We start from the raw sequence: 25,071 nt of genomic DNA, 5'->3' as shown, positions 1-25,071 counted from the left end.
CATGACCGCACCCAAATCCATTCTCGCCGGCCTCATCGGCGCCGGCATCCAGGCTTCGCTGACGCCCGCCATGCACGAACGCGAAGGCGACGCCCAGGGCCTCAGATACCTCTACCGCCTGATCGACCTGGACGTGCTCGGCCTCTCCGCCGACGCCCTGCCCGAGCTGCTGCAGGCCGCCCAGCGCACCGGCTTCACCGGTCTCAACATCACCTTTCCCTGCAAGCAGGCGATCATCCCGCTGCTCGACGACCTCTCCCCCGAGGCGCGCGGCATCGGCGCGGTGAACACCGTGGTGCTGGCCGACGGCCGCACTGTGGGCCACAACACCGACTGCCTGGGCTTCGCCGAAGGCTTTCGCCGCGGCCTGCCGGACGTGGCCAAGCGGCTGGTAGTGCAGTTGGGCGCTGGCGGCGCCGGCAGCGCCGTGGCCCACGCCCTGCTCGCCGAGGGGGTGGACCAGCTGTTCATCTTCGACGTCGAGGCCGAGCGCGCCCAGGCGCTGGTGGACAACCTGACCCGCCACTTCGGCCCCGGGCGCGCCGCGGTCGGCACCGACCGGGCCGCCGCGGTAGCCGCCGCCGATGGCCTGGTCAACACCTCGCCGGTGGGCATGGCCAAGCTGCCCGGCATGCCACTGCCGGCCGAGTTGCTGCATCCCGGCCTGTGGGTCGCAGAGATCATCTACTTCCCGCTGGAGACCGAACTGCTGCGCCAGGCCCGCGCCCTCGGCTGCCGCACCCTGGACGGCGGCACCATGGCCGTGTTCCAGGCGGTCAAGGCCTTCGAACTCTTCAGCGGCCGCAGCGCCAACGCCGACCGCATGCAGGCCCACTTCGCCGAATTGCGCGGTTGATAGCACGTTTGATCGCGGCCATGGGCCGCTCCTACAGGCTCCGATATGCCCCGTAGGAGCGGCCCATGGCCGCGATAATTTCCGCGCAACCATCTACAACCACACCGCATCCCAAAACGGATAATCACGCGCCCGCTTCACCAACCCCACCCTTACCGGATTGGCGACGATGTACGGGCCACCGCCTGGACATCTTCTTCGGCTCTCAGACCATGGTCATGATAGGCCGACGCTCACACAGCCCCTTTGGTATTGCGGATCGCATTGACCCGACGTGCGCTTGCTGATTTGAGACGGAGCACCAGCTCGTCCAGGCTGAAACGTTCGCCAAGTGCGATGAGCCAGTGAACGTGATCCGGCATCAACACCCAGGCAAGCAGCCTGGCGTCATTGAGCAGACAAGGATCGCTAAAGGTACGGGCAGCCGTACACGCCAGATGAAAATCGGAAAAAAGCGGCTGGCGTTCCACGGTCGTAGCGGTAAGGAGATACAGCTGGCCAGGCAGAGAAACCCGGCCCCTGCGTAGCGCCGCATGACGTGATGACATCGCTCGTCCTTGAGTGATGAAGACAATTCAAGATCTTAATCGCGGCCATGGCGGTCCGCCGATGCGGCCGCTCCTACAAAAGCATCGCTCTCTGTAGGAGCGGCCCATGGCCGCGATAGAACCCTACCGCGGCATGTTCGGCTGGCGCCGCGACTTCTTGCGCGGACCGCCCTTGGCGTAGCCGGCGGCCTGGCCTTCCTGGCCCTTGTCCCAGGCCTTGCTGCCGTCGCTGGCGCGGGGCGGCAGGCCGTTGTGCTGGGTCAGGATGCGCCCAGCGCCGGTGCCGGCCTTCTTGCTGCCCACCGGGGTGGAATTCTTGCGTCGCGCGCTCTGGTAACCGGTGTCGCCCACCGGCTGGGTGGCCGGGATCAGCTGGTGCTTGCCCGGCCCGATCAGGTCGGCACGGCCCATCTCCTTGAGCGCCTCGCGCAGCATCGGCCAGCCCTTGGGATCGTGGTAACGCAGGAAGGCCTTGTGCAGGCGGCGCTGCTGGTCGCTCTTGACGATGGTCACGCCATCGCTCTTGTAGGTGACCTTGCGCAGCGGATTCTTGCCCGAGTGGTACATGGCCGTGGCGGTGGCCATCGGCGAGGGATAGAAGGCCTGCACCTGGTCCGCACGGAAGCCGTTGCGCTTGAGCCAGAGGGCGAGGTTCATCATGTCCTCGTCCGTGGTACCCGGATGCGCGGCGATGAAGTACGGGATCAGGTACTGCTCCTTGCCCGCCTCCTTGGTGTACTTCTCGAACATCTGCTTGAAGCGGTCGTAGCTGCCGATGCCGGGCTTCATCATCTTGTCCAGCGGACCGCGCTCGGTGTGCTCGGGCGCGATCTTCAGGTAGCCGCCGACATGGTGGGTGACCAGTTCCTTGACGTACTCGGGCGATTCCACAGCCAGGTCGTATCTCAGCCCCGAGGCGATCAGGATCTTCTTCACCCCCGGCAGTGCCCGCGCCTTGCGGTAGAGCTCGATCAAGGACGAGTGATCGGTGTTGAGGTTCTCGCAGATGCCGGGGAACACGCACGACGGCTTGCGGCAGTGGCGCTCGATCTCCGGGTCCTTGCAAGCGATGCGGTACATGTTGGCGGTCGGCCCGCCGAGGTCCGAGACCACGCCGGTAAAGCCCGGTACCTTGTCGCGCATCTCCTCGATCTCACGGATGATCGAGTCATGGGAGCGATTCTGGATGATCCGGCCTTCGTGCTCGGTGATGGAGCAGAAGGTGCAGCCACCAAAGCAGCCACGCATGATGTTCACCGAGAAACGGATCATCTCGTAGGCCGGGATCTTTTCCTTGCCATAGGCCGGGTGCGGCACGCGCGCATAGGGCATGCCGAACACGTAGTCCATTTCCTCGGTGGTCATGGGGATGGGCGGCGGCGTGAACCAGACGTCCACGTCGCCATGCCGCTGCACCAGCGCCCGGGCGTTGCCCGGGTTGGTTTCCAGGTGAAGCACCCGGTTGGCGTGGGCATAGAGCACCGGGTCGTTGCGCACCTTCTCGAAGGACGGCAGGCGGATCACCGTCTTGTCGCGGGTCATGCGCGGGCTTTCCAGCAACTGCACCACCTTGGCTTCGTTGGGATCCTCAACCTCACCCTTGGCTTGCTCGATGGCGCAGGCCTCGGTGTCCTGGGTGTTCACATAGGGATTGATGATCTTGTCGACGCGACCGGGACGGTCGATGCGGGTCGAGTCGACCTCGAACCAGCCCTCGGGCGTATCGCGACGGATGAAGGCGGTGCCGCGCACATCGGTGATGGACTCGACGCGCTCGCCACGCGACAGGCGCTGGGCGATCTCCACCACCGCCCGCTCGGCGTTGCCATAGAGCAGGATGTCGGCGGTGGCGTCCATCAGGATCGAGCGGCGGACCTTGTCCTGCCAGTAGTCGTAGTGGGCGATCCGGCGCAGCGAGGCCTCGATGCCGCCGAGCACGATCGGCACGTGGCTGTAGGCCTCCTTGCAGCGCTGGCTGTAGACCAGGCTGGCGCGATCCGGTCGCTTGCCGGCGACGTTGCCCGGGGTATAGGCATCGTCGGACCGGACCTTCTTGTCCGCGGTGTAGCGGTTGATCATGGAGTCCATGTTACCCGCGGCCACCCCGAAGAACAGATTCGGCTCGCCGAGCTTCATGAAGTCGTCCTTCGACTGCCAGTCCGGCTGGGCGATGATGCCCACGCGGAAGCCCTGGGCCTCCAGCAGCCGGCCGATGATGGCCATGCCAAAGGACGGATGATCGACGTAGGCGTCCCCGGTGACGATGATGATGTCGCAGCTGTCCCAGCCGAGTTGCTCCATCTCCGCCCGACTCATGGGCAGGAAGGGTGCAGGACCAAAGCACTCGGCCCAGTATTTCGGATAGTCGAACAGCGGCGTGGCGGCTTGCATGGCAGCTTCCGGGAAAGGGGGGTTTTTAGGAGGGCGCGAAGAATAGCACAAAAAATGACCAGTTCAGCCCCCGGACATCGATTGCCTTTGGCTATCGACGGTGGCTCTGGACCCGCCCTCACCCCAACCCTCTCCCCGGGGGAGAGGGGGCAAAAGCACACCGCGCAGCTATTTGTCCCCTTCCCTTGGGGAGAGAGGGCCATCAGGGAGACTCACCGGCAACCCCCGCCACGCTACGCTCTTCCCCCTCGCCCCCAGGGAGAGGGCGGGGGTGAGGGAAAGCCCACTCAGCGGCCTCACTCGACAGGAGTGCTACCATAGCCGCCCGCTCCCCTTCACCACCGAGACGCCCCCGTCCATGTCCCAGCCCCAACCCGCCGCCGGCCAGTTGCAGCGCGGCCTGAAGAATCGTCATATCCAGCTGATCGCCCTCGGCGGAGCCATCGGCACCGGTCTGTTCCTCGGCTCGGCCGGGGTGCTGAAATCCGCCGGTCCGGCGATGATCCTCGGCTACGCCATCGCCGGCTTCATCGCCTTCCTGATCATGCGCCAGCTCGGCGAGATGATCGTCGAGGAACCCGTCGCCGGCTCCTTCAGCCACTTCGCCAGTCGCTACTGGGGCCGCTTCCCGGGCTTTCTCTCCGGCTGGAACTACTGGGTGCTCTATGTGCTGGTGGGCATGTCGGAGCTCACCGCGGTGGGCAAGTACGTGCAGTACTGGTGGCCCGAGGTGCCGACCTGGGCCAGCGCCCTGGTGTTCTTCGTGCTGGTCAACGCCATCAACCTGTTCAACGTGAAGGCCTTTGGCGAGACCGAGTTCTGGTTCGCGCTGATCAAGGTGGTGGCCATCCTCGGCATGATGGCCTTCGGGCTCTGGCTGCTGGTCAGTGGCAGCGGCGGTCCCGAGGCCTCGGTGAGCAATCTCTGGAGTCATGGCGGCTTCCTGCCCAACGGCTGGAGCGGTCTGTTCGCCGTGCTGGCGATCATCATGTTTTCCTTCGGCGGCCTGGAACTGGTGGGCATCACCGCCGCCGAAGCCGACCAGCCGCGCAGCGTGATCCCCAAGGCCATCAACCAGGTGGTCTGGCGCATCCTGATCTTCTATGTCGGCGCCCTGACCATCCTTTTGTCGCTGCATCCCTGGGACGAACTGGTGCGCAGCATCGGCGCCGGCGGTGACGACTACGCCGGCAGTCCCTTCGTGCAGACCTTCGCCCTGCTCGGCAGCGACACCGCCGCTCACCTGCTCAACTTCGTGGTGCTGACCGCGGCGCTGTCGGTCTACAACAGCGGCGTCTACTGCACCAGCCGCATGCTCTACGGCCTGGCGGAACAGGGCGACGCCCCGCGCGCCCTGCTGCGCACCAATCGCCGTGGCGTGCCGCTGCTGGGTATCGCGGTGTCCTCGGCGGTGACCCTGCTCTGCGTGGTGGTCAACTACCTGCTGCCGCAGAATGCCCTGGAGCTGCTGATGTCGCTGGTGGTGGCCTCGCTGGTGATCGCCTGGGCGCTGATCAGCCTGACCCACCTGAAATTCCGCGCCGCCCAGCGCCAGGCCGGGCGCACCTCGCACTTCCCGGCCTTCTGGTCGCCCTTCGCCAACTGGCTGTGCCTGGCCTTCGTCGGCATGATCCTGGTGCTGATGCTGCGCATCCCCGGCATCGCCGTCTCGGTCTATGCCATCCCGGTCTGGCTGGCCTTCCTGTTCCTCTGCTACCGGCTGCGCCGCGGCTGATCGCTACGGGTAGTTGGGCTGAGCGCAAGCGAAGCCCAACACCTGGGGTAGGCACCGATCGTTGGGCTTCGACGATGGAGCCGTCTCAGCCCAACCTACCTCCCTACTCGAACGGCACCCAGGGCCTTTGCGGCTTCATGATGATGCAGCCGTCCTCGCCCACCGCCCAGATGTCGTAGAAGCGATTGTCCACCAGTCGCGTGGCGGCACCGGGCACGGCCACCCGCTGGGTGCAGCTGTCGCTGTCGGCATCGTCGATCACCCCCAGATCCAGCAGGCGTTCGGCGATCATGAAGTTGCCCGGCGACAGGCCGAGGATGAAGGGCAGGACCGGCACCTGCTCGAAGGTCTTCTGCGCCAGCGGCAGCCAGGCCACCTCCAGCGGACCTCCGGTCCAGAGCAGCCGCTTGAGCGGCCGCAGCTCCGGAAGGCTGCTGAGGTCATGGTGCAGTTCCTGGACGAAACCGCGCTCGAAGGTCTTTTGCGCCGAGAGCACCTGGCCATAGGCATAGGCCAGCGACAGCATCCACAGCACGGGCAGCACCAGCAGCCAGGTCAGCCGTGGCTGGAGGCGCTCCAGCAGGTCGTGGGCCAGCAGCAGGGCCAGGGTCAGGATGACCGCCAGGCCCATCAGGGTGCGCGCCTCGAGGATGAAATCGCTGAACAGCAGGGTGATGCCGGCCACGCAGGCGGCCAGCACCGGCAGCGTCGCGCCGTACAGCAGCAGGGGCAGCAGCGCCCGGCGGCCATAGGCGCGGGCATAGGTCAGGCCGCCCAGGCCATAGCCGATCGCCGCCAGCCCACCAAACAGCCACCACAGCCAGAGATTGCCGGGGGTGACCAGCAGGCCGACGCTCTGCAGCACCTCGCCCAGCCGATGCCAGAGCTCGGGCAGCACCTGGCCACCCACACCGGCGTGTCGCGTGGTCGCCATCAGCTGATAGGCGGTGAGGAAGTAGAGGGCGCAACCCAGCAGCAACTGCAGGCCCTGGCGCAGCACCAGCCGCAGGGCCTGCGCCGGGGCCTCGCGGCGTTGCACGGCGCGGATGAACTCCAGGCAGCAGAGGCCGACGAAGACATTGAGGGCCACCTGGTAGAAAGCGACGGCCGCCGCCAGCAGCGCCGCCGGCACCAGCAGCGCCAGCACGGTGTGACGACTGCGAAAGATCGCCGCATAGATCACCGCCACCAGACTCAGGGCCATGGTCGGGCCATCGTACTGGTAGGTCAGGTTGCCCAGCCAGAACGGCGAGAACCACAGCGGCAGCAGGGCCAGGCACTGGGTCGGTCGCGGCGCGCCGAAGCAGTGCCTGGCCAGATCGGTCAGGGCCCAGGTCGCGGCGGCGCAGGCGATCAGCAGCGGCAGGGGGAAGAGGTTGAGGGTACTGCCGCTGAAGGTCAGCAGCCGATAGAAGACCTCGGTGAGCACCCGCCCCTGCTGGCGCCACTCCGGGCCGTTCTCCAGCTGGATGCGCCAGTTGTCATCGACATAGGGAAAGTCGACCAGGATGAAGGGCAGGACGAACAGCAGCAGTGCGGAAAGGAACAGCGCCCGGGTCTGCACCGGGGTGAGCGTCTGGGGCATGGCGGCGGATCCGGATCCGGCTTCGACGGGAGACGCAGCCGCCACCACCCGAAGCGATAGCGGCGCCGGCTGCGTGGGGTCAGTCCTGCAGGGCCAGCTGGCAGATGCGCTCGCAGAGTTCGTCGAAGTCGATGCCCATGGCCGCGGCCGATTGCGGCAGCAGACTGGTGGCGGTCATGCCCGGCAGCGTGTTGACCTCCAGACACCAGAGCCGTCCCTCGGCGTCCAGGCGGAAGTCGGCGCGACTGTAGCCGTCGAGCTTGAGCGCCCGATGCGCGGCCAGGGCCAGCCGGCGCGCTTCCTCGGCGATCTCCGCGGAGACCTCGGCCGGAAAGACTTCCACAGCGCCCTTGGGCTGGTATTTGCTGGTGTAGTCGAACACGCCACTCTGGCCGAGGACGATCTCGCCCACCGCCAGTGGCTGGTCGCCCAGTACGCCCACGGTCAGCTCGCGCCCGGCGACGAAGCGCTCGATCATCACCTCGCGGTCATAGCGCAGCGCCAGCTCGATGGCCGGTTGCAGGTCCTCGGCGCGGCTGACCTTGCTCAGGCCCACGGTGGAACCCTGCTGGCTGGGTTTGACGATCACCGGAAAGCCCAGGGTGTCGGCCACGGTCGCGGCATCCACCGGCGCCATCAGCCAGTCGGCGGTGGGTACGCCAGCGGCCCGGAACAGCCGCTTGCTGAGGTCCTTGTCCATGGCCACGGCGCTGCCCACCCGGCCGCTGCCGGTGTAGCGCAACTCGGCCAGGTCGAGCAGGGTCTGCAGGGTGCCGTTCTCGCCGGTCCCGCCGTGCAGGGCGAGGAACAGCAGATCCTGGTCGCCCAGCTGGGCACGGCTGAGCACCGCGCCGGCATCCTGGCCGCGCATCCGCACCAGGGCGGTCCGCTCCGGCGGTTCGAGGCCGACGCGGGCTTCCAGCAGGGCGCGCTCGGCGTCTTCATCGAGCAGCCCCAGGGCGGCATCCACGGTCACCACCTGATGCCCACGCCGGCGCAGCGCCGCCACCACCTGGGCACCGCTGGCGATGGACACGTCGCGTTCTTCGCTGGTGCCGCCGAGCAGGACCGCGATCTTCAGCTTGTCCTTGACCATCATTCGTCCTCGAAAACGTAGCTGCCGGGCGCGAGATTCTCGAACCGGGTGTATTTGCCGATGAAGGCCAGCCGCGTGGTACCGATCGGACCGTTACGCTGCTTGCCGATGATGATTTCCGCCACGCCCTTGTACTCGGTCTCGGGGTGGTACACCTCGTCCCGGTAGACGAACATGATGACGTCGGCGTCCTGCTCGATGGCGCCCGATTCGCGCAGGTCGGAGTTCACCGGACGCTTGTTCGGCCGCTGTTCCAGCGAGCGGTTGAGCTGGGAGAGCGCCACCACCGGGCAGTTGAATTCCTTGGCCAGGCCCTTGAGCGAGCGGGAGATCTCGGAAATCTCGTTGGTGCGGTTCTCGCCGCTGCTGCCACCGATCTGCATCAGCTGCAGGTAGTCCACCATGATCAGCGCCAGGTCGCCGTGCTCGCGCACCAGGCGCCGGGTGCGGGCGCGCATTTCCGAGGGACTGATGCCGGCGGTATCGTCGATGAACAGCTTGCGGTCGTTGAGCAGATTGACCGCCGAGGTCAGCCGCGGCCAGTCATCGTCGTCCAGCTTGCCGGAGCGCACCTTGGTCTGGTCGATGCGGCCGAGGGACGAGAGCATCCGCAGCACGATGGAGTCGGCGGGCATCTCCAGGGAGAACACCAGAACCGCCTTGTCGGTGCGCAGCACCGCGTTCTCCACCAGGTTCATGGCGAAGGTGGTCTTGCCCATGGAGGGACGGCCGGCGACGATGATCAGGTCGGCCGGCTGCAGGCCGCTGGTCTTCTCGTCCAGGTCGGCGAAGCCGGTGGACACGCCGGTGATGGCATCGCTGGAGTTGAACAGGGTATCGATGCGGTCGATGGCCTTGGTCAGGATGTCGTTGACCCCGACCGGCCCGCCAGACTTCGGCCGCGCCTCGGCGATCTCGAAGATCTTGCGCTCGGCTTCGTCGAGCAGCTCGTTGGCGCCGCGGCCTTCCGGGTTGTAGGCGCTGTCGGCGATGTCGGCGCTGATGCCGATCAGCTGGCGCAGGGTGGCCCGCTCGCGGACGATCTGCGCATAGGCCTTGATGTTGGCCACCGAGGGGGTGTTCTTGGCCAGCTCGGCCAGATAGGCCAGGCCGCCCACCTGGGGCAGCTGACCTTCGTTGTCCAGCTGTTCGGACAGGGTCACCACGTCGAACGGCTGGTTGCGCTCGGCCAGACGGGCCACGGCGCGAAAGATGAGTCTGTGGTCGTGGCGATAGAAGTCGCCATCGGACACCTGATCGAGCACGCGCTCCCAGGCGTTGTTGTCCAGCATCAGACCACCCAGCACGGCCTGTTCGGCCTCGATGGAATGCGGCGGGACCTTGAGGGCAGCGGTCTGCAGATCGTACTGCTCGGGCAGGGAAATCTCGTTCATGCGCAGGTCTTGGGCCCCCATTGCGGGCGGCGAAATGATTTTCGATAGGGCAGAAAAGACAAAGGGCACGTCACTGCCTTGGCAATGACGTGCCCGATTGTCGACAGACCGGCGCCGGGGCGCAAGTCCGCCAGTCAGGCGACGGCGCGCTTATTCAGCGACGACGACGACCTTGACGGTGGCTTCGACGTCGGTGTGCAGGTGCACTTCGACATCGTATTCGCCAACGCTGCGCAGGGCGCCGTTGGGCAGGCGAACTTCGCTCTTGTCCAGCTCAACGCCGGCGGCGCTGACGGCTTCGGCGATGTCGCGGGTGCCGATGGAACCGAACAGCTTGCCTTCGTCGCCGGAGTTGGCGGCGATGGTAACGGTCAGGTCGGCCAGCTTGGCGGCACGGGCATCAGCCTCGGCCTTCTTCTCGGCAGCCTGCTTCTCGAGCTCGGCGCGACGAGCTTCGAAAGCCTCGACGTTGGCAGCGGTGGCTGCGGTGGCCTTGCCCTGCGGCAGCAGGAAGTTACGGGCGTAACCGCCCTTGACGTTCACTTTGTCGCCCAGGTTGCCCAGGTTGGCGATCTTTTCCAGCAGGATGACATCCATTGAGTCTTTCCTCTTAACTTTTAACCTTCACCGTCCGCGGGCCCCTGCGGCTCTTGCGCGGACCGCCCACGGAAATCGAACACGCTATCGATCACAGCCAGAATCACCAACAACGGATAGATCAGCTGCCCGAACAGCAACAGCGTCACGTACAGCCCCACCAGCCAGAATCCTGCCAGGCGCTTGGCCGCCACCAGCCCGTGCAGCAGGGCGATGCCGGCAAAGGCCAGCGGCACGCTGCACAGCGGGGTCAGCAGGCCAAGCCCGCTGCCCAGGTTCGGCGCCAGCACCAGCAGGGCCAGGAGGCCGAGCGCGATGGCCGGACGCAGACGCAGGGCGCGAAATTCGCGACCGAACCCCTGGGGGTTGTACAGCGCCGCCTGCCAGTAGCGCCCGAGCATCAGGCACAGCAGGCAGGTGATCTGGAAGAACGCCGCCATCAGGCCGGTCAGCACGGGCAGCAGCAACTGCTGCAACTGCGCCTGCTTTTCCGGCGGCAACTGCGCCGCGCTCGGGCCCAACACCTGGGGCAGCAACCGACGGATTTCCTCCGCCAGTTGCGCGATGCCCTCGGCATAGACCTGGCCCAGCACCAGGGCGAAGACCAGCCCCAAGGGGACACTGGCCAACAGCACCCGGGTCCAGGACAGACTCTGGCGCAAGATGGCCGCCAGCAGCGTCGAACCCAGCAACACCAGCACGATGCTGGCATCACCCAGATACAGCCAGAACAGCGCTGGCAACAGGGCCCAGACCAGCACCCCGGCCGCCGCGGCAGGTCCCCGGCGCAACAGCACCAGGCTGCCACCGGCAGCGGTCATCCAGTACAGCAGCGGCACGACTGCACCCAGCACCACCACGAGGGTGGCTTGAGTACGGCCGCGCATGATGAACTCAGCCAGAGGCCGCATGCCGTGTTTATCCGTTATTCGTGATCAGGCGTCGATCAACGACCGTGGCTGTCGGTGTAGGGCAGCAGGGCCAGGTAACGGGCACGCTTGATGGCGGTACCCAGCTGACGCTGGTACTTGGCCTTGGTGCCAGTGATACGGCTCGGGACGATCTTGCCGGTTTCGGAGACGTAGGCCTTCAGGGTGTTGAGATCCTTGTAGTCGATCTCTTTCACGCCTTCGGCGGTGAAACGGCAGAACTTACGACGACGGAAGAAACGTGCCATGACAGTGATTCCTCGCTAGATCCAGATTACTCGGCGCTGTCGGCGTCGTCGGAGTTGCCTTCGGCGGACTCGGACTCGGACTCGGCAGGACGCTCGCGACGCTCGCGACGCTCGTTGCGGTTTTCTTCGGCCTTGAGCATCTCGGATTGACCGGTGACGGCCTCGTCACGGCGCAGGATCATGTTGCGGATCACGGCGTCGTTGTAGCGGAAGTTGTCTTCCAGCTCGGCCAGGGCCTTGGCGCTGCACTCGATGTTCATGAGCACATAGTGAGCCTTGTGAACGTTGTCGATGGCGTAAGCCAGCTGACGACGGCCCCAGTCTTCCAGGCGATGGACTTTGCCACCGTCTTCTTCGATAGCCTTGGTGTAGCGCTCGACCATGCCGCCCACCTGTTCGCTCTGGTCCGGATGAACCAGGAACACGACTTCGTAATGACGCATTTAATGCTCCTTACGGGTTGCAGCCTGCCGCGGAAACGCGGTCAGACAAGGAGTGAATAGTTCGGATGACTTGCCCTGCGGAATGCGGACGCACTCCGGGCAAGGGGCAACATTCTAGAGAAGGGCGCCGGGGGGCGCAACCGCAGGCATGACCGACGCGACCGCCGGGCAGCCCCAGGCACTCAGCGTTGCACGTCGGCCAGGGCCTGGCGGATCTTGTTCAGGTCATAGGGCTTGATCAGCACCCCGACCCGCGCCTCCATCCCCGGCTCGCGCTCGAAGGCATAACCCGAGGCGACCACGATGCGCAGCGTCGGATCCATCGCCAGGGCGCGGCGGGTCAACTCGATGCCGGACATGCCGCCCAGCCCGATATCGGTGAACAGCACATCGTGTTCGCGTTGCGGCAGCAACTCGAGGGCGGCCTCCGCCGAGGCGACGGCCGTAACCTGATGGTCCAGCTCCTCGATGACTTCGGTGGTCAGCATGCGCAGCGTGGCATCGTCTTCGACGAGCAGCACTCGCAAGCCTACCGGCTCCTGGATCTCCTGACTCACGCGGGCGTCCTCTTGTTGACAGGCCTCGCCCCGGCATTCCCGGAGCGAGGCCGATATTCTGCGCACTGCAGCGCGATTCGTATAGTGCGATACGCGCTGCGTCGGTACCCAGACGTTTCTTAGCGCGGGCTAGCTGGGCGCAGAGGCGCGTCTTTGACGCACGGCCTCGAACAGGCAGACCCCGGTCGCCACCGAAACGTTGAGACTGCTGACGCTGCCGGCCATGGGCAGCCGAGCCAGATGATCGCAATGCTCACGGGTCAGTCGGCGCATGCCCTTGCCCTCGGCCCCCATGACCACCACGGTCGGCCCACTCATGTCGACGTCATAGATCTCCTGGGTCGCCTCACCGGCAGTCCCGACGATCCACAGGCCACGCTTCTGCAGCTTTTCCAGAGTCCGCGCCAGGTTGGTGACGGCCACCAGCGGCAGCACCTCGGCGGCCCCACAGGCGACCTTGCGCACCACGGCGGTCAGGGTGGCCGACTTGTCCTTGGGCACGATCACCGCCAGGGCTCCGGCGGCATCGGCGCTGCGCAGGCAGGCGCCGAGGTTGTGCGGATCGGTCACGCCATCGAGCACCAGCAGCAGCGGCGGACCTTCGGCCCGATCGAGCAACTCCTCGAGCATGGCCTCGCCCCAGACCTGGCTGGGGCTGACCTGGGCCACCACGCCCTGATGCACGCCCTCGGCCAGCTCGTCGAGCAACGCCCGCGGCTTGGTTTCCACCGCCAGGCGCTGACCGGCGGCCAGCTCCAGCAGGGCCTCCACCCGCGGCTCACGCCGCCCTTCGGCGATCCAGAGCTGCTTCACCCGCCGCGGGTGGAAGCGCAGCAGCGCTTCCACGGCGTGGATACCGTAGACGGTTTCCAGCTGGCTCATGCGTCATCCTTGGGGCGCGCCTGGCCCTTGCGATGCGGCTTCTTGGCCTTGGCCTTGGTCCTGCTCTTGGCCGCGGCCTGGGCCTGGCCTTCGACCTTGGGCTTGGCAGCCGACTTCTTCTTGGCGGCAGCGGCCTTGGCCTTCTTGACCTTGGCTTCCACCGCAGCGGCGCCTTCGGCAGCAGCACCCTGCGCTTGACGCTTCGCCGGAGCGGTACGCGCCTTGGCCGTGGCACTGGCCTTGCCCTTGGCAGTCTTGCCCTGAGTCGTGGCCTGGCCCTGGGCGCCGGCCTTGTCCTGACCGCCGGACTTGCCCTTGGCCTTGGGCTTGCCGCCCTCGACCTTGGCTTCCGCCAGCAGCGCCTGCTTCACCGCACGACTGCGCTTGACGTCGGTATTGCCCAACAGCTTGTCGGCCTGCTCCAGCAATTCCGGCGACACCGAGGTGGCCGGGGCTTCCGGCGTCGGGGCGACGGCCTGGTCTTCCGCTGCCGGCGCCTCGCGGCGACGACCGCGACCGTCACGCTTGCGGCGCGGCTCGCGCTCTTCATGGACCCGCGGCGCGCCGGCCGAGGCCGGCAGCACGAAGTCGATCTTGCGCTCGTCCAGGTCGACCCGGGCCACCACCACCTCGATGGGATCGCCCAGGCGATAGCTGCGCCCACTGCGCTCGCCGGAGAGGCGATGATGGACGCTGTCGAAATGGTAGTAGTCGTCCGGCAGCGCGGTGACGTGCACCAGGCCCTCGACAAAGACCTCGGACAGTTCGACGAACAGGCCGAAACCGGTCACCGCGGTAATGACGCCGGCATAGGTCTCGCCGACGCGATCCTTCATGAACTCGCACTTGAGCCAGTTAGACACATCACGCGTGGCTTCGTCGGCGCGGCGCTCGGTCATGGAGCACTGCTCACCGAGCTGATCCAGGCGCAACTCGTCGTAGGGATAGATGCGCGCCTTGGCCATGCTCGTCGCGCCTGCGCGCTTGACGTGCTTGGTCTCCAGCTTGGAGCGGATGACGCTGCGGATCGCCCGGTGCACCAGCAGATCCGGATAACGCCGGATCGGCGAGGTGAAATGGGTGTAGGCCTCGTAGTTGAGACCGAAGTGACCGTTGTTGTCCGGGCTGTAGACCGCCTGACTCAGGGATCTGAGCATCACCGTCTGGATCAGCCGGAAATCCGGCCGCTCACGGATCTGCTGCAGCAGCGCCTGGTAGTCCGACGGCACCGGATTGGCCTTGCCCTTGGTCAGCGACAGACCCATCTCACCGAGGAACTGGCGCAGATTGGTCTGCTTTTCCAGGGGCGGCGCCTCGTGCACCCGATAGAGGGCCGGCACCTTGTGCTTTTCGAGGAACTTGGCGGTGGCCACGTTGGCGCACAGCATGCACTCCTCGATCAGCTTGTGGGCATCGTTGCGCTGGGTCGGACGGATCTCCGAGATCTTGCGATCGGCGCCAAAGACGATGCGCGTTTCCTGGGTCTCGAAATCGATGGCGCCACGCACATGACGAGCGGCCAGCAGCACCTTGTACAGGCTGTAGAGCTGCTCCAGGTGCGGCACCACGTCGCCGAGCTGCTTGCGCAACTGCTTGCCTTCGGCCGACTTGGGCTGTTCCAGCACCGCCGAGACCTTGTTGTAGGTCAGACGGGCATGGGAGTGGATGACCGCTTCGTAGAACTGGTAGCCGGTCATGCGCCCGGAAGCGGCGATGGTCATCTCGCAGACCATGGCCAGGCGATCCACCTGGGGATTGAGCGAACAGAGGCCGTTGGACAGCGCCTCCGGCAGCATGGGAATCACCCGCTCGGGAAAATACACCGAGTTGCCGCGCTTTTCCGCCTCGGCATCCAGCGCCGAGCCGACCTTGACGTAGTGGGAGACGTCGGCGATGGCCACGTACAGCCGCCAGCCGCCGGACTTCTTGGCCTCGGCATAGACGGCATCGTCGAAGTCGCGAGCATCTTCGCCATCGATGGTCACGAAGGGCAGCTGGCGCAGATCGATGCGCTTCTGCTTGTCCTTCTCCTCCACCTCGGGCTTGAGCTTGGCAGCCTCCTTCTCGACGGCCTTGGGCCATTCGTTGGGGATGTCGTAGCTGCGCAGGGCGACCTCGATCTCCATGCCCGGCGCCATGTAGTCGCCCAGGATCTCGACCACTTCGCCCTGGGCCTGGCGGAAGGTGGTGGGCCACTCGTCGATGCGCACCTGCACGAACTGGCCGTGAGCGGCGCCGCCGTGCTTGCCCTCGGGCACCAGCACCTGCTGACCGATCTTGGGATTGTCCGGCACCACGTAGGCCAGGCCGCTCTCCTGGAAGAAGCGCCCGACCAGCGACTCGTGCGCCCGGGTGACCACCTCGACCAGGCCGCCTTCGCGACGACCGCGCCGATCATGGCCGGCGACCCGCGCCAGGGCGATGTCGCCATCGAACACCAAGCGCATCTGCGCCGGGCTGAGGAAGAGGTCGTCGCTGCCGTCGTCGGGGATCAGGAAGCCGAAGCCATCGCGATGGCCGGCGATGCGGCCACGCACCAGGTCCAGCTTGTCGATGGGCGCATAGGCACCGCGGCGGGTGTAGATCACCTGACCGTCGCGCTCCATGGCGCGCATGCGGCGCCGCAAGGCTTCGAGCTGGTCTTCGGTGACGAGACCGAATTCTTCGGCGAGCTGTGGCCGTGTGGCCGGGGCGCCGCGATCGGCGAGATGAGCCAGAATGAGTTCGCGACTCGGAATGGGGTTATCGTACTTTTCCGCTTCCCGGGCGGCCTCGGGATCGAGGGATTGCCAATCGGCCATCAGTCTGGGGTTACCTTCTGTGTCTTGGTTCGGTAGGAACTGCCATGGCGCCTATTGAAACGTGAAAACCACGCAATAGTTAGCCTGGCATGCTCAATAAAATATTTTTCACAGCAGGGGTTTACAAGCAAACGCCCCCTGAGTAAAGTGCCGCCCCACGACGCCGTGAGCAATCACGACGCCGGAGATGAGCAATCATCGCCTTGAGTGCCCAGGTGGCGGAATTGGTAGACGCACTAGGTTCAGGTCCTAGCGGTGGCAACACCGTGGAAGTTCGAGTCTTCTCCTGGGCACCACTCATTATAGTCGATCGATTTGCAGATCGGTCGACGAAAAGCCGGTACTAGCCGGTTTTTTAATCCTGAAACCCGCAAGGGTGACGGGAAGCGACCAGAAGTCGCACTGCAGGCCCAGGTGGCGGAATTGGTAGACGCACTAGGTTCAGGTCCTAGCGGTGGCAACACCGTGGAAGTTCGAGTCTTCTCCTGGGCACCAATACCAAGCGGACGATCCCGGATCGGACGCAACAGAAAAAACCGGCTTCGGCCGGTTTTTTCTTGCCCGCGAAAAGGCGTGGGGCCCTCCCCTACGCCTTGAACTGCCCCAGACTGCCGCGCAACTGGGCGGCCAGCTCCGCCAGAGTCCGACTGCTGTGCGCAGTGGCCGCCACCGATTCGGCTGCGCGCAGCGTCTCGCCATGGATGACCTCGACCCGCTGGCGTACCGCCGCGGCGCCCTCCGCCTGACGCTGGGCCGCCTGGGCAGCCGTGGTCATGCTGGCATGCACCTGATCCACGGCGCGGTGGACATCCTGCTGGATGCGCTTGCTGTCGCGCAGCACCGCCAGCCCGCTGCCGGCCTGCTGGCGCGCCGCGCCTATGGCGGCGACAGCTTCGCGCGCGCCTTCCTGCAGACCGGCGATGTGGGTCCGGATGCTGCCGGTGGATTCCTGGGTCTTGCTGGCCAGCGCCCGCACCTCGTCGGCGACCACCGCAAAGCCACGTCCGCTCTCGCCGGCCCGGGCCGCCTCGATGGCCGCATTGAGCGCCAGCAGGTTGGTCTGCTCGGCGATGCCGCGGATCACGTCCAGCACCACCTCGATCTGCTCGCTTTGCGCGGCCAGCCGCTCGATCACCTGGGCGCCGGACTCGACCTGGGTCACCAGCCCCTCGATACCTTCGGCCACCTCGGTGGCGATGCGGGCGTTGCTCTGGGTGGAACTGCGAATGGCCTCCACCTGCTGCAGGGCGCCCTGCATGGCCTGACTTTCGCCCTGGGCTTCCGCGGCGATACCGGACAAGGCCTCCAGACTGCGCGCCACCTCTTCGCGTTGGCGCAACGCCGCCGCTTCGGCGGTGGCACTGCTGCCGGCCAAACCGCGGATTTCCTCGCCGGTACGCGCCGCGACGCCATGGGCCTTGCCCACCAGCGGCTGCAGCTTGGCCAGGAAGCGATCGACCGCGCCACCCAGCGCCTGGATCTCATCGCCCTGCCCCAGCTGCAGACGGCGCGTGAGATCCCCCTCCCCGGCTGCCAGATCGTCCAGCGCCCGCTGCAGCACGCCGATCCGCCGCAGCACCCGGCGCCCCAGCACCAGCGCCACGGCCACGACCATCACCACGCCGACCCCGATCAGCCCCAGGGCGATCTGCCAGCGCAGCGCGCCCGCCAGGGTGGCGACCGTTTCACCGGCATTGCGACTCATGGCCAGGGCAGCCTGGCGCGTGCCTTCCAGGCGCGTCGCCAGGGTCGCCGCACTGCCCTTGGCCGCGGCCGTCACGCTGCTGGAGACCAGACCGCCGGCGTCGTCGATCAGGGTCTTGAAACTCTTGTCCAGGGCCGCGCCGGTGCGCTCGATGGTCTGGGTGGAAAAGCCTACCACCACCTTGCCGATCTCCACGCCATTGGGACTGATGGAGGCATCCACGCGATAGACCGAAGGATCCCGGGTCGCGGCATCCAGCACCTTGGCCAGGGCGCCCTCGCCCTGGCCCACGGCGAGCAGGCGGGCCACGCGCTCGTCCTGGCGATTGAGATAGCGGGTCAGATTCTGGCCCTGGGCGTCCTGGAAGACCACGAAGAGCACCTCGGGATTGCCTTGCGCACGCCGCGCCAGGTCGGACAGGGCCGGCACATCGGCGTCCCACATCGCCTTGGGCGCGACGCCCGCAAGCAGCTCGGCCAGATTCTGCGCATTGCTCTTGAGGGTAGCGGTCAGGGTCTCACCCACCTGCTGCCGCTCGCGCGCCAGCCGCTGCGCAAGCCCCTCGGCCAGCCGCGCACGGGTCTGCCCCGCCAGTTCGGCAAGACTGCCATCCACCTCGCCCCCGGCCTGGCGCAGGGTGTCGGCGAGCTGCTCGGACTCGCCGGACAGGCGGGTGGCCAGGCCTGACTGCAGCCCCTTCACCGCATCCTGGGTCAGCCACAGCGCCAGGGCTACCTGGAGCATGACCGCGAGCAAAAGACTGATGAATACCGGCAGCAACAGGCGACTGCGCAGCAGCGACAAGAGAAACGACATGGAGGTCTCCAGCGACAAGGGACATTTACAGGCTGTCGGCCAGCTCGAGGGGAGCTGGAGGCTCAGCGGTAAATAGTCATAGCAATATGCTGGCCATTTCGGACCAGCGGCCGTCCCCGGCCTACCAGCGTCTCTCGCCCGCCAGAAATGGAAAAGCCCCGCGGGGCGGGGCTTTTCCGGCTGCATCCTTTTAGCGCATCAGGCGAAAGGATGGCGCAGCACGATGGTTTCCTTGCGATCCGGACCGGTCGAGACGATGTCGATCGGCGCCTCGACCAGCTCGGCGATGCGGCGGATGTAAGCCTGGGCGTTGGCCGGGAGCGCCTCGAGACTCTGGGCACCCACGGTGGATTCGCTCCAGCCCGGCATCTCTTCGTAGACCGGCTGCAGACCGATGTAGCTGTCGGCGTCGGTGGGCGCCTCGGTCAGCAGGTTGCCGGCGGCATCCTTGTAACCGGTGCAGATGCGCACGGTTTCCAGACCGTCGAGCACGTCCAGCTTGGTCAGGCACAGACCGGAGATGCTGTTGATCTCGATGGAGCGACGCAGGATGACGGCATCGAACCAGCCGCAACGGCGCGGACGGCCGGTCACGGAGCCGAATTCGTGGCCCTGCTTGGCCAGGTAGGCACCGGTTTCGTCGAACAGCTCGGTCGGGAAGGGACCGGAGCCGACGCGGGTGGTGTAGGCCTTGGTGATGCCGAGGATGTAGTCCAGGTACAGCGGACCCACGCCGGAACCGGTCGCCACGCCACCGGCGGTGGTGTTGGAGCTGGTGACGAAGGGATAGGTGCCGTGGTCGATGTCCAGCAGGGTGCCCTGGGCGCCTTCGAACATCAGGTTCTCACCGGCCTTGCGCAGCTCGTGCAGACGGCTGACGACGTCCATGACCAGCGGCTGCATGACCTTGGCATGTTCCATGGCCTCGTCGTAGGTCTTCTGGAAGTCCACCGGCGGCTCGTTGAAGTAGTTCTGCAGGACGAAGTTGTGGTAGTCCAGCACTTCCTTGAGCTTGACGGCGAAACGCTCGGGGTGGAACAGATCGCCGACGCGCAGACCGCGACGGGCGATCTTGTCTTCATAGGCCGGGCCGATGCCGCGACCGGTGGTGCCGATCTTGGCTTCGCCGCGCGCCTTCTCGCGCGCCTGATCCAGGGCCACGTGATAGGGCAGGATCAGCGAGCAGGCCGAGCTGATGCGCAGGCGCTCGCGCACCGGCACGCCGCGGGCTTCCAGCTCGCCGACTTCCTTGAACAGGGCTTCCGGCGAGAGCACCACGCCATTGCCGATCAGGCACTGGGTGTCGGCGCGCAGGATGCCCGAGGGAATCAGCCGCAGGATGGTCTTCTGACCATCGATGACCAGCGTGTGGCCGGCGTTGTGACCGCCTTGATAACGCACCACGGCAGCGGCCTGGTCGGTCAGCAGGTCCACGATCTTGCCCTTGCCCTCATCACCCCACTGGGTGCCCAGGACGACGACGTTCTTACCCATAACCTTATCCCCTGTCAGGAAGATTTCTGTCGGCCAGGCCGACGATGCTCACGTTCACCCGGATGCCAGATCCGGTGTTTAGGAATTCAAGGGCACCACGACCCAGGCGCCCTGCTGCTCGATCAGCCGGCGATCGCAGCCCGAGCTGTGCAGCTGGTCCGCGTCGTCATGAGCGGTGGCCTGGACCACCCGCTCGCCCGCGGCACGCAATTCGCGCACGGCCTGCCAGAGCACCGGCGCATCGCCCGCCGGCGCCCAGATGCCGCGGCGCGGTTCGTCGAGCACGGCGGTGCCCAGCTCGACGAGGGTCTTGAGATCGGTGGAAAAGCCGGTGGCCGGACGCGAACGCCCGAAGTCGGCGCCGATGTTGTCATAGCGACCGCCCTGGGCGATGGATTGCCCGGTGCCCGGCACGAAGGCGGCGAAGACCACCCCGGTGTGGTAGTGATAACCGCGCAACTCGCCCAGATCGAAATACAGCGGCACGCCCGGGAAACGCCCCTTGAGCGAATCGGCCAGGGCGATCAGCTCGTCCAGTGCCTGCAGGACGCCCGCGGGCGCACCCGCCAGGCGCTGCCGCGCCTGCTCGAGCACCGTGGCATCGCCACTGAGCTCGACCAGCGCCCGCAGCCAGCCGCGCTCGGCGGCGGGCAGGTCGGCGGTCAATTCGGCGATCTCGTCGACCGCCTTGCGCTGCAGGGCATCGAACAGCTGCTGCTCGCTGGCGCCGGAGACACCGGCCGCCTGGCACAGCCCGCGATAGATCCCCACATGCCCCAGATCCATGTGGACGTCGGGCACCTGGGCCTGCTCGAGCACGTCGAGCATCAGGCTGATGACTTCCAGATCCCCTTCGCTGCCGGGCACGCCATAGAGCTCGGCGCCGACCTGGATCGGGCTGCGCGAGGTGGACAGGGCACGGGGACGGGTATGCAGCACGCTGCCGGCATAGCACAGTCGGCTCGGACCGCTCTGCTTGAGGCTATGGGCTTCCATGCGCGCCACCTGGGGCGTGATGTCGGAGCGGAAGCCCATGAGGCGGCCGGAATTGGGATCGGTCACCTTGAAGGTGCGCAGTTCCAGTTCCTTGGCCGCGCCGGTGAGCAGCGATTCCAGGAATTCCAGGTGCGGGGTGATGACGAACTCGTAGCCCCAGCAATGGAACAGTTCCAGCACCCGACGCCGAGCACCTTCGATGCGCGCCGCGTCGGGCGGCAGGATTTCCTCGATACCGTCAGGCAGCAGCCAGCGGTCTACCGTAGCCATTAGGCCTCTTCTCCATGTCATGGATCGGCACGCGGCTGCCGAGGTCGGCGCAGTGGATTCCTGGAGAATCCTGCCGCCGGATCGAGCCGCTCTGCCGTGGATTGCTACCCGGATCAGCCAGGGCGTCGCCCTTCCACGGGTTTCGTACGGACGCAAAAAAGCCGGGGATGGCCCCGGCTGATTCATGATAACACGAAAAAATCGGCGATCGGGGATGAACGACGAGCGAAGCCTAGGCGCCGTTCATCCCGGACCTCACTGCCCCGGACTCTGGAAATACTTGAAGAAATCGCTTTTCGGATCCAGCACCAGGACGTCGCTCTTGCTGGAGAAGCTGGAGCGATAGGCCTGCAGGCTGCGATAGAAGGAGAAGAACGCCGGATTCTTCGAGTAGGCCTGGGAATACACCTGGGCCGCCTGGGCATCACCTTCACCGCGGGCCTGTTCGGCCTGGCGATAGGCTTCGGCCAGCAGCACACGGCGCTGACGATCGGCGTCGGCACGGATGCCTTCCGCCAGCTCGCGACCCTTGGCGCGATGCTCGCGGGCTTCCCGCTCGCGCTCGGTGCTCATCCGCTCATAGACGCTGCGACTGACTTCCTTGGGCAGGTCGATGGCCTTGACGCGCACGTCCAGCACCTCGATACCCAGCTCCTGGTTGGCCATCTTGTTCAGCGCCGCGGTCAGCGAACCGACCATTGCATCCCGCTCACCGGACACCACCTCGTGCAAGGTGCGACGACCAAACTGGTCACGCAGCCCCGCCTCCAGGCGGCGCAGCAGTCGCTCGTCGGCGATCTGCTTGAGACCCGAGGTCGCGGTGTAGTAGCGATCGGCATTGAAGATGCGCCACTTGGCGTAGGCATCCACCATCACCGCTTTCTTTTCCAGGGTCAGGAAACGCTGCGTCGGGGTATCCAGGGTCTGCAGGCGGGCGTCGAACTTGCGCACCCGGTTGACGTAGGGAATCTTGAAGTGCAGGCCGGGCTCCAGATTGGGCTCGACCACACGACCGAAGCGCAGCATCACCGCCCGCTCGGTCTCCTTCACCACGAACAGACTGCTCCAGGCGGCAAGACCCAGAACGACCACGACGATCAGCGCGGCCAGCGATTTATTGCTCATCAGCGGCTCTCCCTCGTACGCGCTTCGGTGGACTGCGGCAGATTGCGAATGACCGAGGCCGCCGTATCGCTCGACGCCGCCGGGGCAGCGCCACTGCTGATCGCCGAGGTCGGTGCCGGGGCACGGTTCTGCATCAGCTTGTCGAGCGGCAGATAGAGCAGGTTCTGGCCGGCCTGACCGGTGACCATGACCTTGCTCGCCTGACCGAGCACTTCCTGCATCGTCTCGATGTACAGACGCTCGCGGGTCAGCTGCGGATTGGCCGCGTACTGGACCGCCAGCTGGCTGAAGCGCGAGGCATCACCCTGGGCCCGGGCGACGACTTCGTCGCGATAGCCGTTGGCTTCCTCGATGATGCGCTGGGCAGCACCGCGGGCCTCGGGGATCACGCCGTTGGCATAGGCTTCGGCCTGGTTCTTCTCGCGCTGCTCGTCTTCACGGGCACGGATCACGTCGTCGAAGGCTTCCTGAACTTCACGCGGCGCCGAGGCGCTCTGGATGTTCACCTGGGTCACGGTGATGCCGGTCCCGTAGGTGTCGAGGAAGCGCTGCAGACGTTCGCGGACGTTGGTGGCGACCTGCTCGCGGCCGTCGGTCAGCAACTGGTCCATGGTCGAGGAGCCGGCCACGTGGCGCACGGCGCTGTCGGTCGCCTGCTGCAGGCTGACCTCGGGCTGGTCGACGTTGAGGACGAAGTCCTTGAGATTGGTGATGCGGTACTGGACGGTCAGTGGCACCTCGACGATGTTCTCGTCCTGGGTCAGCATGGCGCCCTGCTTGCTGTAGGCCCGCTCACGGGTGACGTTTTCCTGGTACTTGGTCTCGAAGGGCGGGAAATAGATGTTCAGGCCGGGCCCTACCGTCTCATGGTATTTGCCCAGGCGCAGCACCACCGCCTGCTCCTGCTCGTCCACGACGTAGACGGCGTTGTACAGCCAGAGAGCGCCGACCAGCAGCACGCCCAGCAGCAGCAAACCCTTGCCACCACCCGAGCCAAAGCTGTCGCCGCCACTGCCGCCGGAGCGCTTCTTGCCGCCGACCAGGCGGTTAATGCGGTCCTGAAACTTACGCAAGGCTTCGTCGAGATCCGGCGGCCCCTTGCGTCCACCATTGCCGCCACCGTTGTTGTTGCGGCCGCCCCAGGGGTCTTGATTGTTCGAGTTGCCACCGGGCTCGTTCCAAGCCATAGCGCTCTCCCTACTGATAACGCGAAAACGCGCCGAAATGGCGCGCCGACCAATGCTACCGGATGGTCCCTGCCCGAACAAAAGCGCCGAGCGGGGGTTTATTGCAAAACATGTTGCTGGATAAAGACTTCCGGTTCTTCACCGGCCCGGCTGAGCAGTCGATTGAGTTCGGCGCGGGGTACTCGTACAGACAACAGGATGTTGCCTTCGTCATCATGATCGTCCTGGCGAACCACGCCCAGCTCGAACAGCCGGGCCCGCAGCCGGGCATGCCGCTGGGGCAGGCGCAGCACCCCGACGAAAAGATCTTCGCCGAGCAGTTCGGCCACGGCCTGACCGACCAGCTCCAGACCACGGCCTTCGCGCGCCGAGACCCAGACCCGGATCGGCCGTCCGGTTTCATCGTCGCGCTGGATATGCGGCTCGACCCCGTCGAGCAGATCGAGCTTGTTGTAGACCTCCAACATCGGCAGCTCGTCGGCACCGATTTCGTGCAGCACCGCCTCGACCTGCTCGATCTGCAGCTGGCGATCGTCCTCGTGGGCATCGATCACGTGCAGCAGCAGGTCGGAGTTGCTGGATTCCTCCAGGGTCGCCCGGAAGGCCTCCACCAGCTTGTGCGGCAGATGGCGGATGAAGCCCACGGTATCGGCCAGCACGATCGGCCCCAGGTCCGGCAATTCCAGACGGCGCAGGGTGGGATCGAGGGTGGCGAACAGCAGGTTGGCCGCGTAGACGCCGGATTCGGTGAGGCTGTTGAACAGGGTGGACTTGCCGGCGTTGGTGTAGCCGACCAGGGACACCGAGGGAATCTCGGCACGCCGGCGACCGCGCCGGGCCTGCTCGCGCTGGCTGCGCACCTTGTCCAGGCGCTGGCGGATCTGGCGGATGCGGATCCGCAGGAGACGACGGTCGGTTTCGAGCTGGGTTTCACCCGGACCACGCAGACCGATGCCGCCCTTCTGGCGCTCGAGGTGAGTCCAGCCGCGCACCAGCCGGGTGCTCATGTGCTCGAGCTGGGCGAGTTCCACCTGCAGCTTGCCCTCGTGGGTCCGGGCGCGCTGAGCGAAGATGTCGAGAATAAGGCCCGTGCGATCGAGGACGCGGCACTCGAAGGCTTTTTCGAGGTTGCGTTCCTGACTGGGCGTGAGGTCATGGTTGAAGATGACCAGATCAGCGGCATGGGCGTGCACCTGATCGTGCAACTCTTCGACCTTGCCGGTACCGATGAGATAACGCGCCGTCGGCTGGCTGCGGTTCACCGTGACGAACGCCACGGTCTCCGCACCCGCCGATCGCGCGAGTTCGAGGAACTCCTGAGGATCTTCGCGCGCCTCGGGATGCAGGCCTTCCAAATGGACCAGAATGGCCCGCTCACCACCTTCGTGACGCTCGAAGAACAACAGGGCGCTCCTC

Annotated in this window: 19 protein-coding genes, 2 tRNA genes and 2 pseudogenes; 4 read left to right on the top strand and 19 right to left on the bottom strand. The window is 66.0% G+C overall.

Annotated features, from left to right (window positions below; genetic code table 11):
• Position 1 precedes the first annotated feature (1 nt).
• A complete protein-coding gene (locus tag ACZ5R1_RS02730) occupies positions 2-856 on the top strand; it encodes a shikimate dehydrogenase (protein WP_042137373.1) in 855 nt (284 codons plus the stop codon).
• Between the two features lie 93 nt (positions 857-949).
• On the opposite strand, the pseudogene ACZ5R1_RS02725 reads toward ACZ5R1_RS02730, so the two are convergent.
• Positions 950-1,404 (bottom strand): annotated as a pseudogene (locus ACZ5R1_RS02725) (REP-associated tyrosine transposase).
• Positions 1,405-1,527: 123 nt separating this feature from the next.
• Positions 1,528-3,795, bottom strand: a complete 2,268-nt coding sequence (locus ACZ5R1_RS02720; protein ID WP_027598826.1) for a YgiQ family radical SAM protein — start codon at positions 3,793-3,795, stop codon at positions 1,528-1,530.
• 358 nt (positions 3,796-4,153) lie between these two features.
• Between ACZ5R1_RS02720 and ACZ5R1_RS02715 the strand changes: the two genes are divergently transcribed.
• Positions 4,154-5,530: an amino acid permease gene (locus tag ACZ5R1_RS02715; RefSeq protein WP_007161139.1), complete on the top strand. Its 1,377-nt coding sequence runs from the start codon at positions 4,154-4,156 to the stop codon at positions 5,528-5,530.
• 103 nt (positions 5,531-5,633) lie between these two features.
• Here ACZ5R1_RS02715 and ACZ5R1_RS02710 read toward each other — a convergent pair whose 3' ends face one another.
• From ACZ5R1_RS02710 to rnr, 10 genes are all read right to left on the bottom strand, one after another.
• Positions 5,634-7,115 (bottom strand): glucosyltransferase domain-containing protein, encoded by a 1,482-nt coding sequence (locus ACZ5R1_RS02710; protein ID WP_042137371.1) that lies wholly within the window; start codon positions 7,113-7,115, stop codon positions 5,634-5,636.
• A gap of 79 nt (positions 7,116-7,194) precedes the next feature.
• Positions 7,195-8,211, bottom strand: a complete 1,017-nt coding sequence (locus ACZ5R1_RS02705) for a D-alanine--D-alanine ligase (protein WP_042137369.1) — start codon at positions 8,209-8,211, stop codon at positions 7,195-7,197.
• Positions 8,211-9,605: a replicative DNA helicase gene (dnaB, locus tag ACZ5R1_RS02700; RefSeq protein ID WP_007161142.1), complete on the bottom strand. Its 1,395-nt coding sequence runs from the start codon at positions 9,603-9,605 to the stop codon at positions 8,211-8,213. Before dnaB ends, ACZ5R1_RS02705 begins: the two co-directional genes overlap by 1 nt.
• A 150-nt stretch (positions 9,606-9,755) precedes the next feature.
• Positions 9,756-10,202: a 50S ribosomal protein L9 gene (gene rplI / locus ACZ5R1_RS02695; protein ID WP_007161143.1), complete on the bottom strand. Its 447-nt coding sequence runs from the start codon at positions 10,200-10,202 to the stop codon at positions 9,756-9,758.
• 20 nt (positions 10,203-10,222) lie between these two features.
• On the bottom strand, positions 10,223-11,113 hold the full coding sequence (locus ACZ5R1_RS02690; RefSeq protein WP_027598829.1) for a hypothetical protein: 891 nt from the start codon (positions 11,111-11,113) through the stop codon (positions 10,223-10,225).
• A gap of 35 nt (positions 11,114-11,148) precedes the next feature.
• Positions 11,149-11,379 (bottom strand): 30S ribosomal protein S18, encoded by a 231-nt coding sequence (gene rpsR, locus ACZ5R1_RS02685; protein ID WP_007161145.1) that lies wholly within the window; start codon positions 11,377-11,379, stop codon positions 11,149-11,151.
• Positions 11,380-11,405: 26 nt separating this feature from the next.
• Positions 11,406-11,822 carry a 30S ribosomal protein S6 gene (gene rpsF / locus ACZ5R1_RS02680; RefSeq protein ID WP_007161146.1) on the bottom strand — a complete coding sequence of 139 codons (417 nt, stop codon included), beginning with the start codon at positions 11,820-11,822 and terminating at the stop codon, positions 11,406-11,408.
• A 182-nt stretch (positions 11,823-12,004) separates the two neighbouring features.
• Positions 12,005-12,379 (bottom strand): response regulator, encoded by a 375-nt coding sequence (locus ACZ5R1_RS02675; protein ID WP_007161147.1) that lies wholly within the window; start codon positions 12,377-12,379, stop codon positions 12,005-12,007.
• Positions 12,380-12,508: 129 nt separating this feature from the next.
• The gene (gene rlmB, locus ACZ5R1_RS02670) at positions 12,509-13,261 is read right to left on the bottom strand and encodes a 23S rRNA (guanosine(2251)-2'-O)-methyltransferase RlmB (protein ID WP_027601074.1); all 753 of its coding nucleotides are present in this window, start codon (positions 13,259-13,261) and stop codon (positions 12,509-12,511) included.
• Positions 13,258-16,062, bottom strand: a complete 2,805-nt coding sequence (rnr, locus tag ACZ5R1_RS02665) for a ribonuclease R (RefSeq protein ID WP_464712804.1) — start codon at positions 16,060-16,062, stop codon at positions 13,258-13,260. Before rnr ends, rlmB begins: the two co-directional genes overlap by 4 nt.
• 209 nt (positions 16,063-16,271) lie before the next feature.
• Here rnr and ACZ5R1_RS02660 point away from each other — a divergent pair.
• Positions 16,272-16,358, top strand: a tRNA-Leu gene (locus ACZ5R1_RS02660).
• A 112-nt stretch (positions 16,359-16,470) separates the two neighbouring features.
• A tRNA-Leu gene (locus tag ACZ5R1_RS02655) sits at positions 16,471-16,557 on the top strand.
• A gap of 91 nt (positions 16,558-16,648) precedes the next feature.
• On the opposite strand, the gene ACZ5R1_RS02650 is transcribed toward ACZ5R1_RS02655, so the two are convergent.
• The 7 genes and pseudogenes from ACZ5R1_RS02650 to hflX form a co-directional block, all read right to left on the bottom strand.
• On the bottom strand, positions 16,649-17,383 hold the full coding sequence (locus tag ACZ5R1_RS02650) for a methyl-accepting chemotaxis protein (protein ID WP_391564043.1): 735 nt from the start codon (positions 17,381-17,383) through the stop codon (positions 16,649-16,651).
• A 171-nt stretch (positions 17,384-17,554) separates the two neighbouring features.
• Positions 17,555-17,677: pseudogene (locus tag ACZ5R1_RS02645) on the bottom strand (hypothetical protein); the annotation flags it as partial.
• A gap of 1,104 nt (positions 17,678-18,781) precedes the next feature.
• Positions 18,782-20,077, bottom strand: a complete 1,296-nt coding sequence (locus ACZ5R1_RS02640; RefSeq protein WP_027601077.1) for an adenylosuccinate synthase — start codon at positions 20,075-20,077, stop codon at positions 18,782-18,784.
• Positions 20,078-20,155: 78 nt separating this feature from the next.
• The gene (locus ACZ5R1_RS02635; RefSeq protein WP_042137361.1) at positions 20,156-21,343 is read right to left on the bottom strand and encodes an ATP phosphoribosyltransferase regulatory subunit; all 1,188 of its coding nucleotides are present in this window, start codon (positions 21,341-21,343) and stop codon (positions 20,156-20,158) included.
• Between the two features lie 255 nt (positions 21,344-21,598).
• Positions 21,599-22,468: a protease modulator HflC gene (hflC, locus tag ACZ5R1_RS02630; protein WP_007161153.1), complete on the bottom strand. Its 870-nt coding sequence runs from the start codon at positions 22,466-22,468 to the stop codon at positions 21,599-21,601.
• Complete coding sequence (gene hflK / locus ACZ5R1_RS02625) at positions 22,468-23,655, bottom strand: FtsH protease activity modulator HflK (RefSeq protein WP_007161154.1); 1,188 nt, start codon at positions 23,653-23,655, stop codon at positions 22,468-22,470. The genes hflC and hflK overlap by 1 nt, the downstream gene beginning before the upstream one ends.
• Positions 23,656-23,753: 98 nt before the next feature.
• Positions 23,754-25,058, bottom strand: coding sequence for a ribosome rescue GTPase HflX (gene hflX, locus ACZ5R1_RS02620; protein WP_042137359.1), 1,305 nt, complete (start codon positions 25,056-25,058; stop codon positions 23,754-23,756).
• Positions 25,059-25,071 lie beyond the last annotated feature (13 nt).

Source organism: Pseudomonas sp. Pso3 (genome assembly GCF_055393275.1).
Note: the sequence above shows the minus strand (reverse complement) of the source record. Positions and strands in the feature narration are given on the sequence as shown.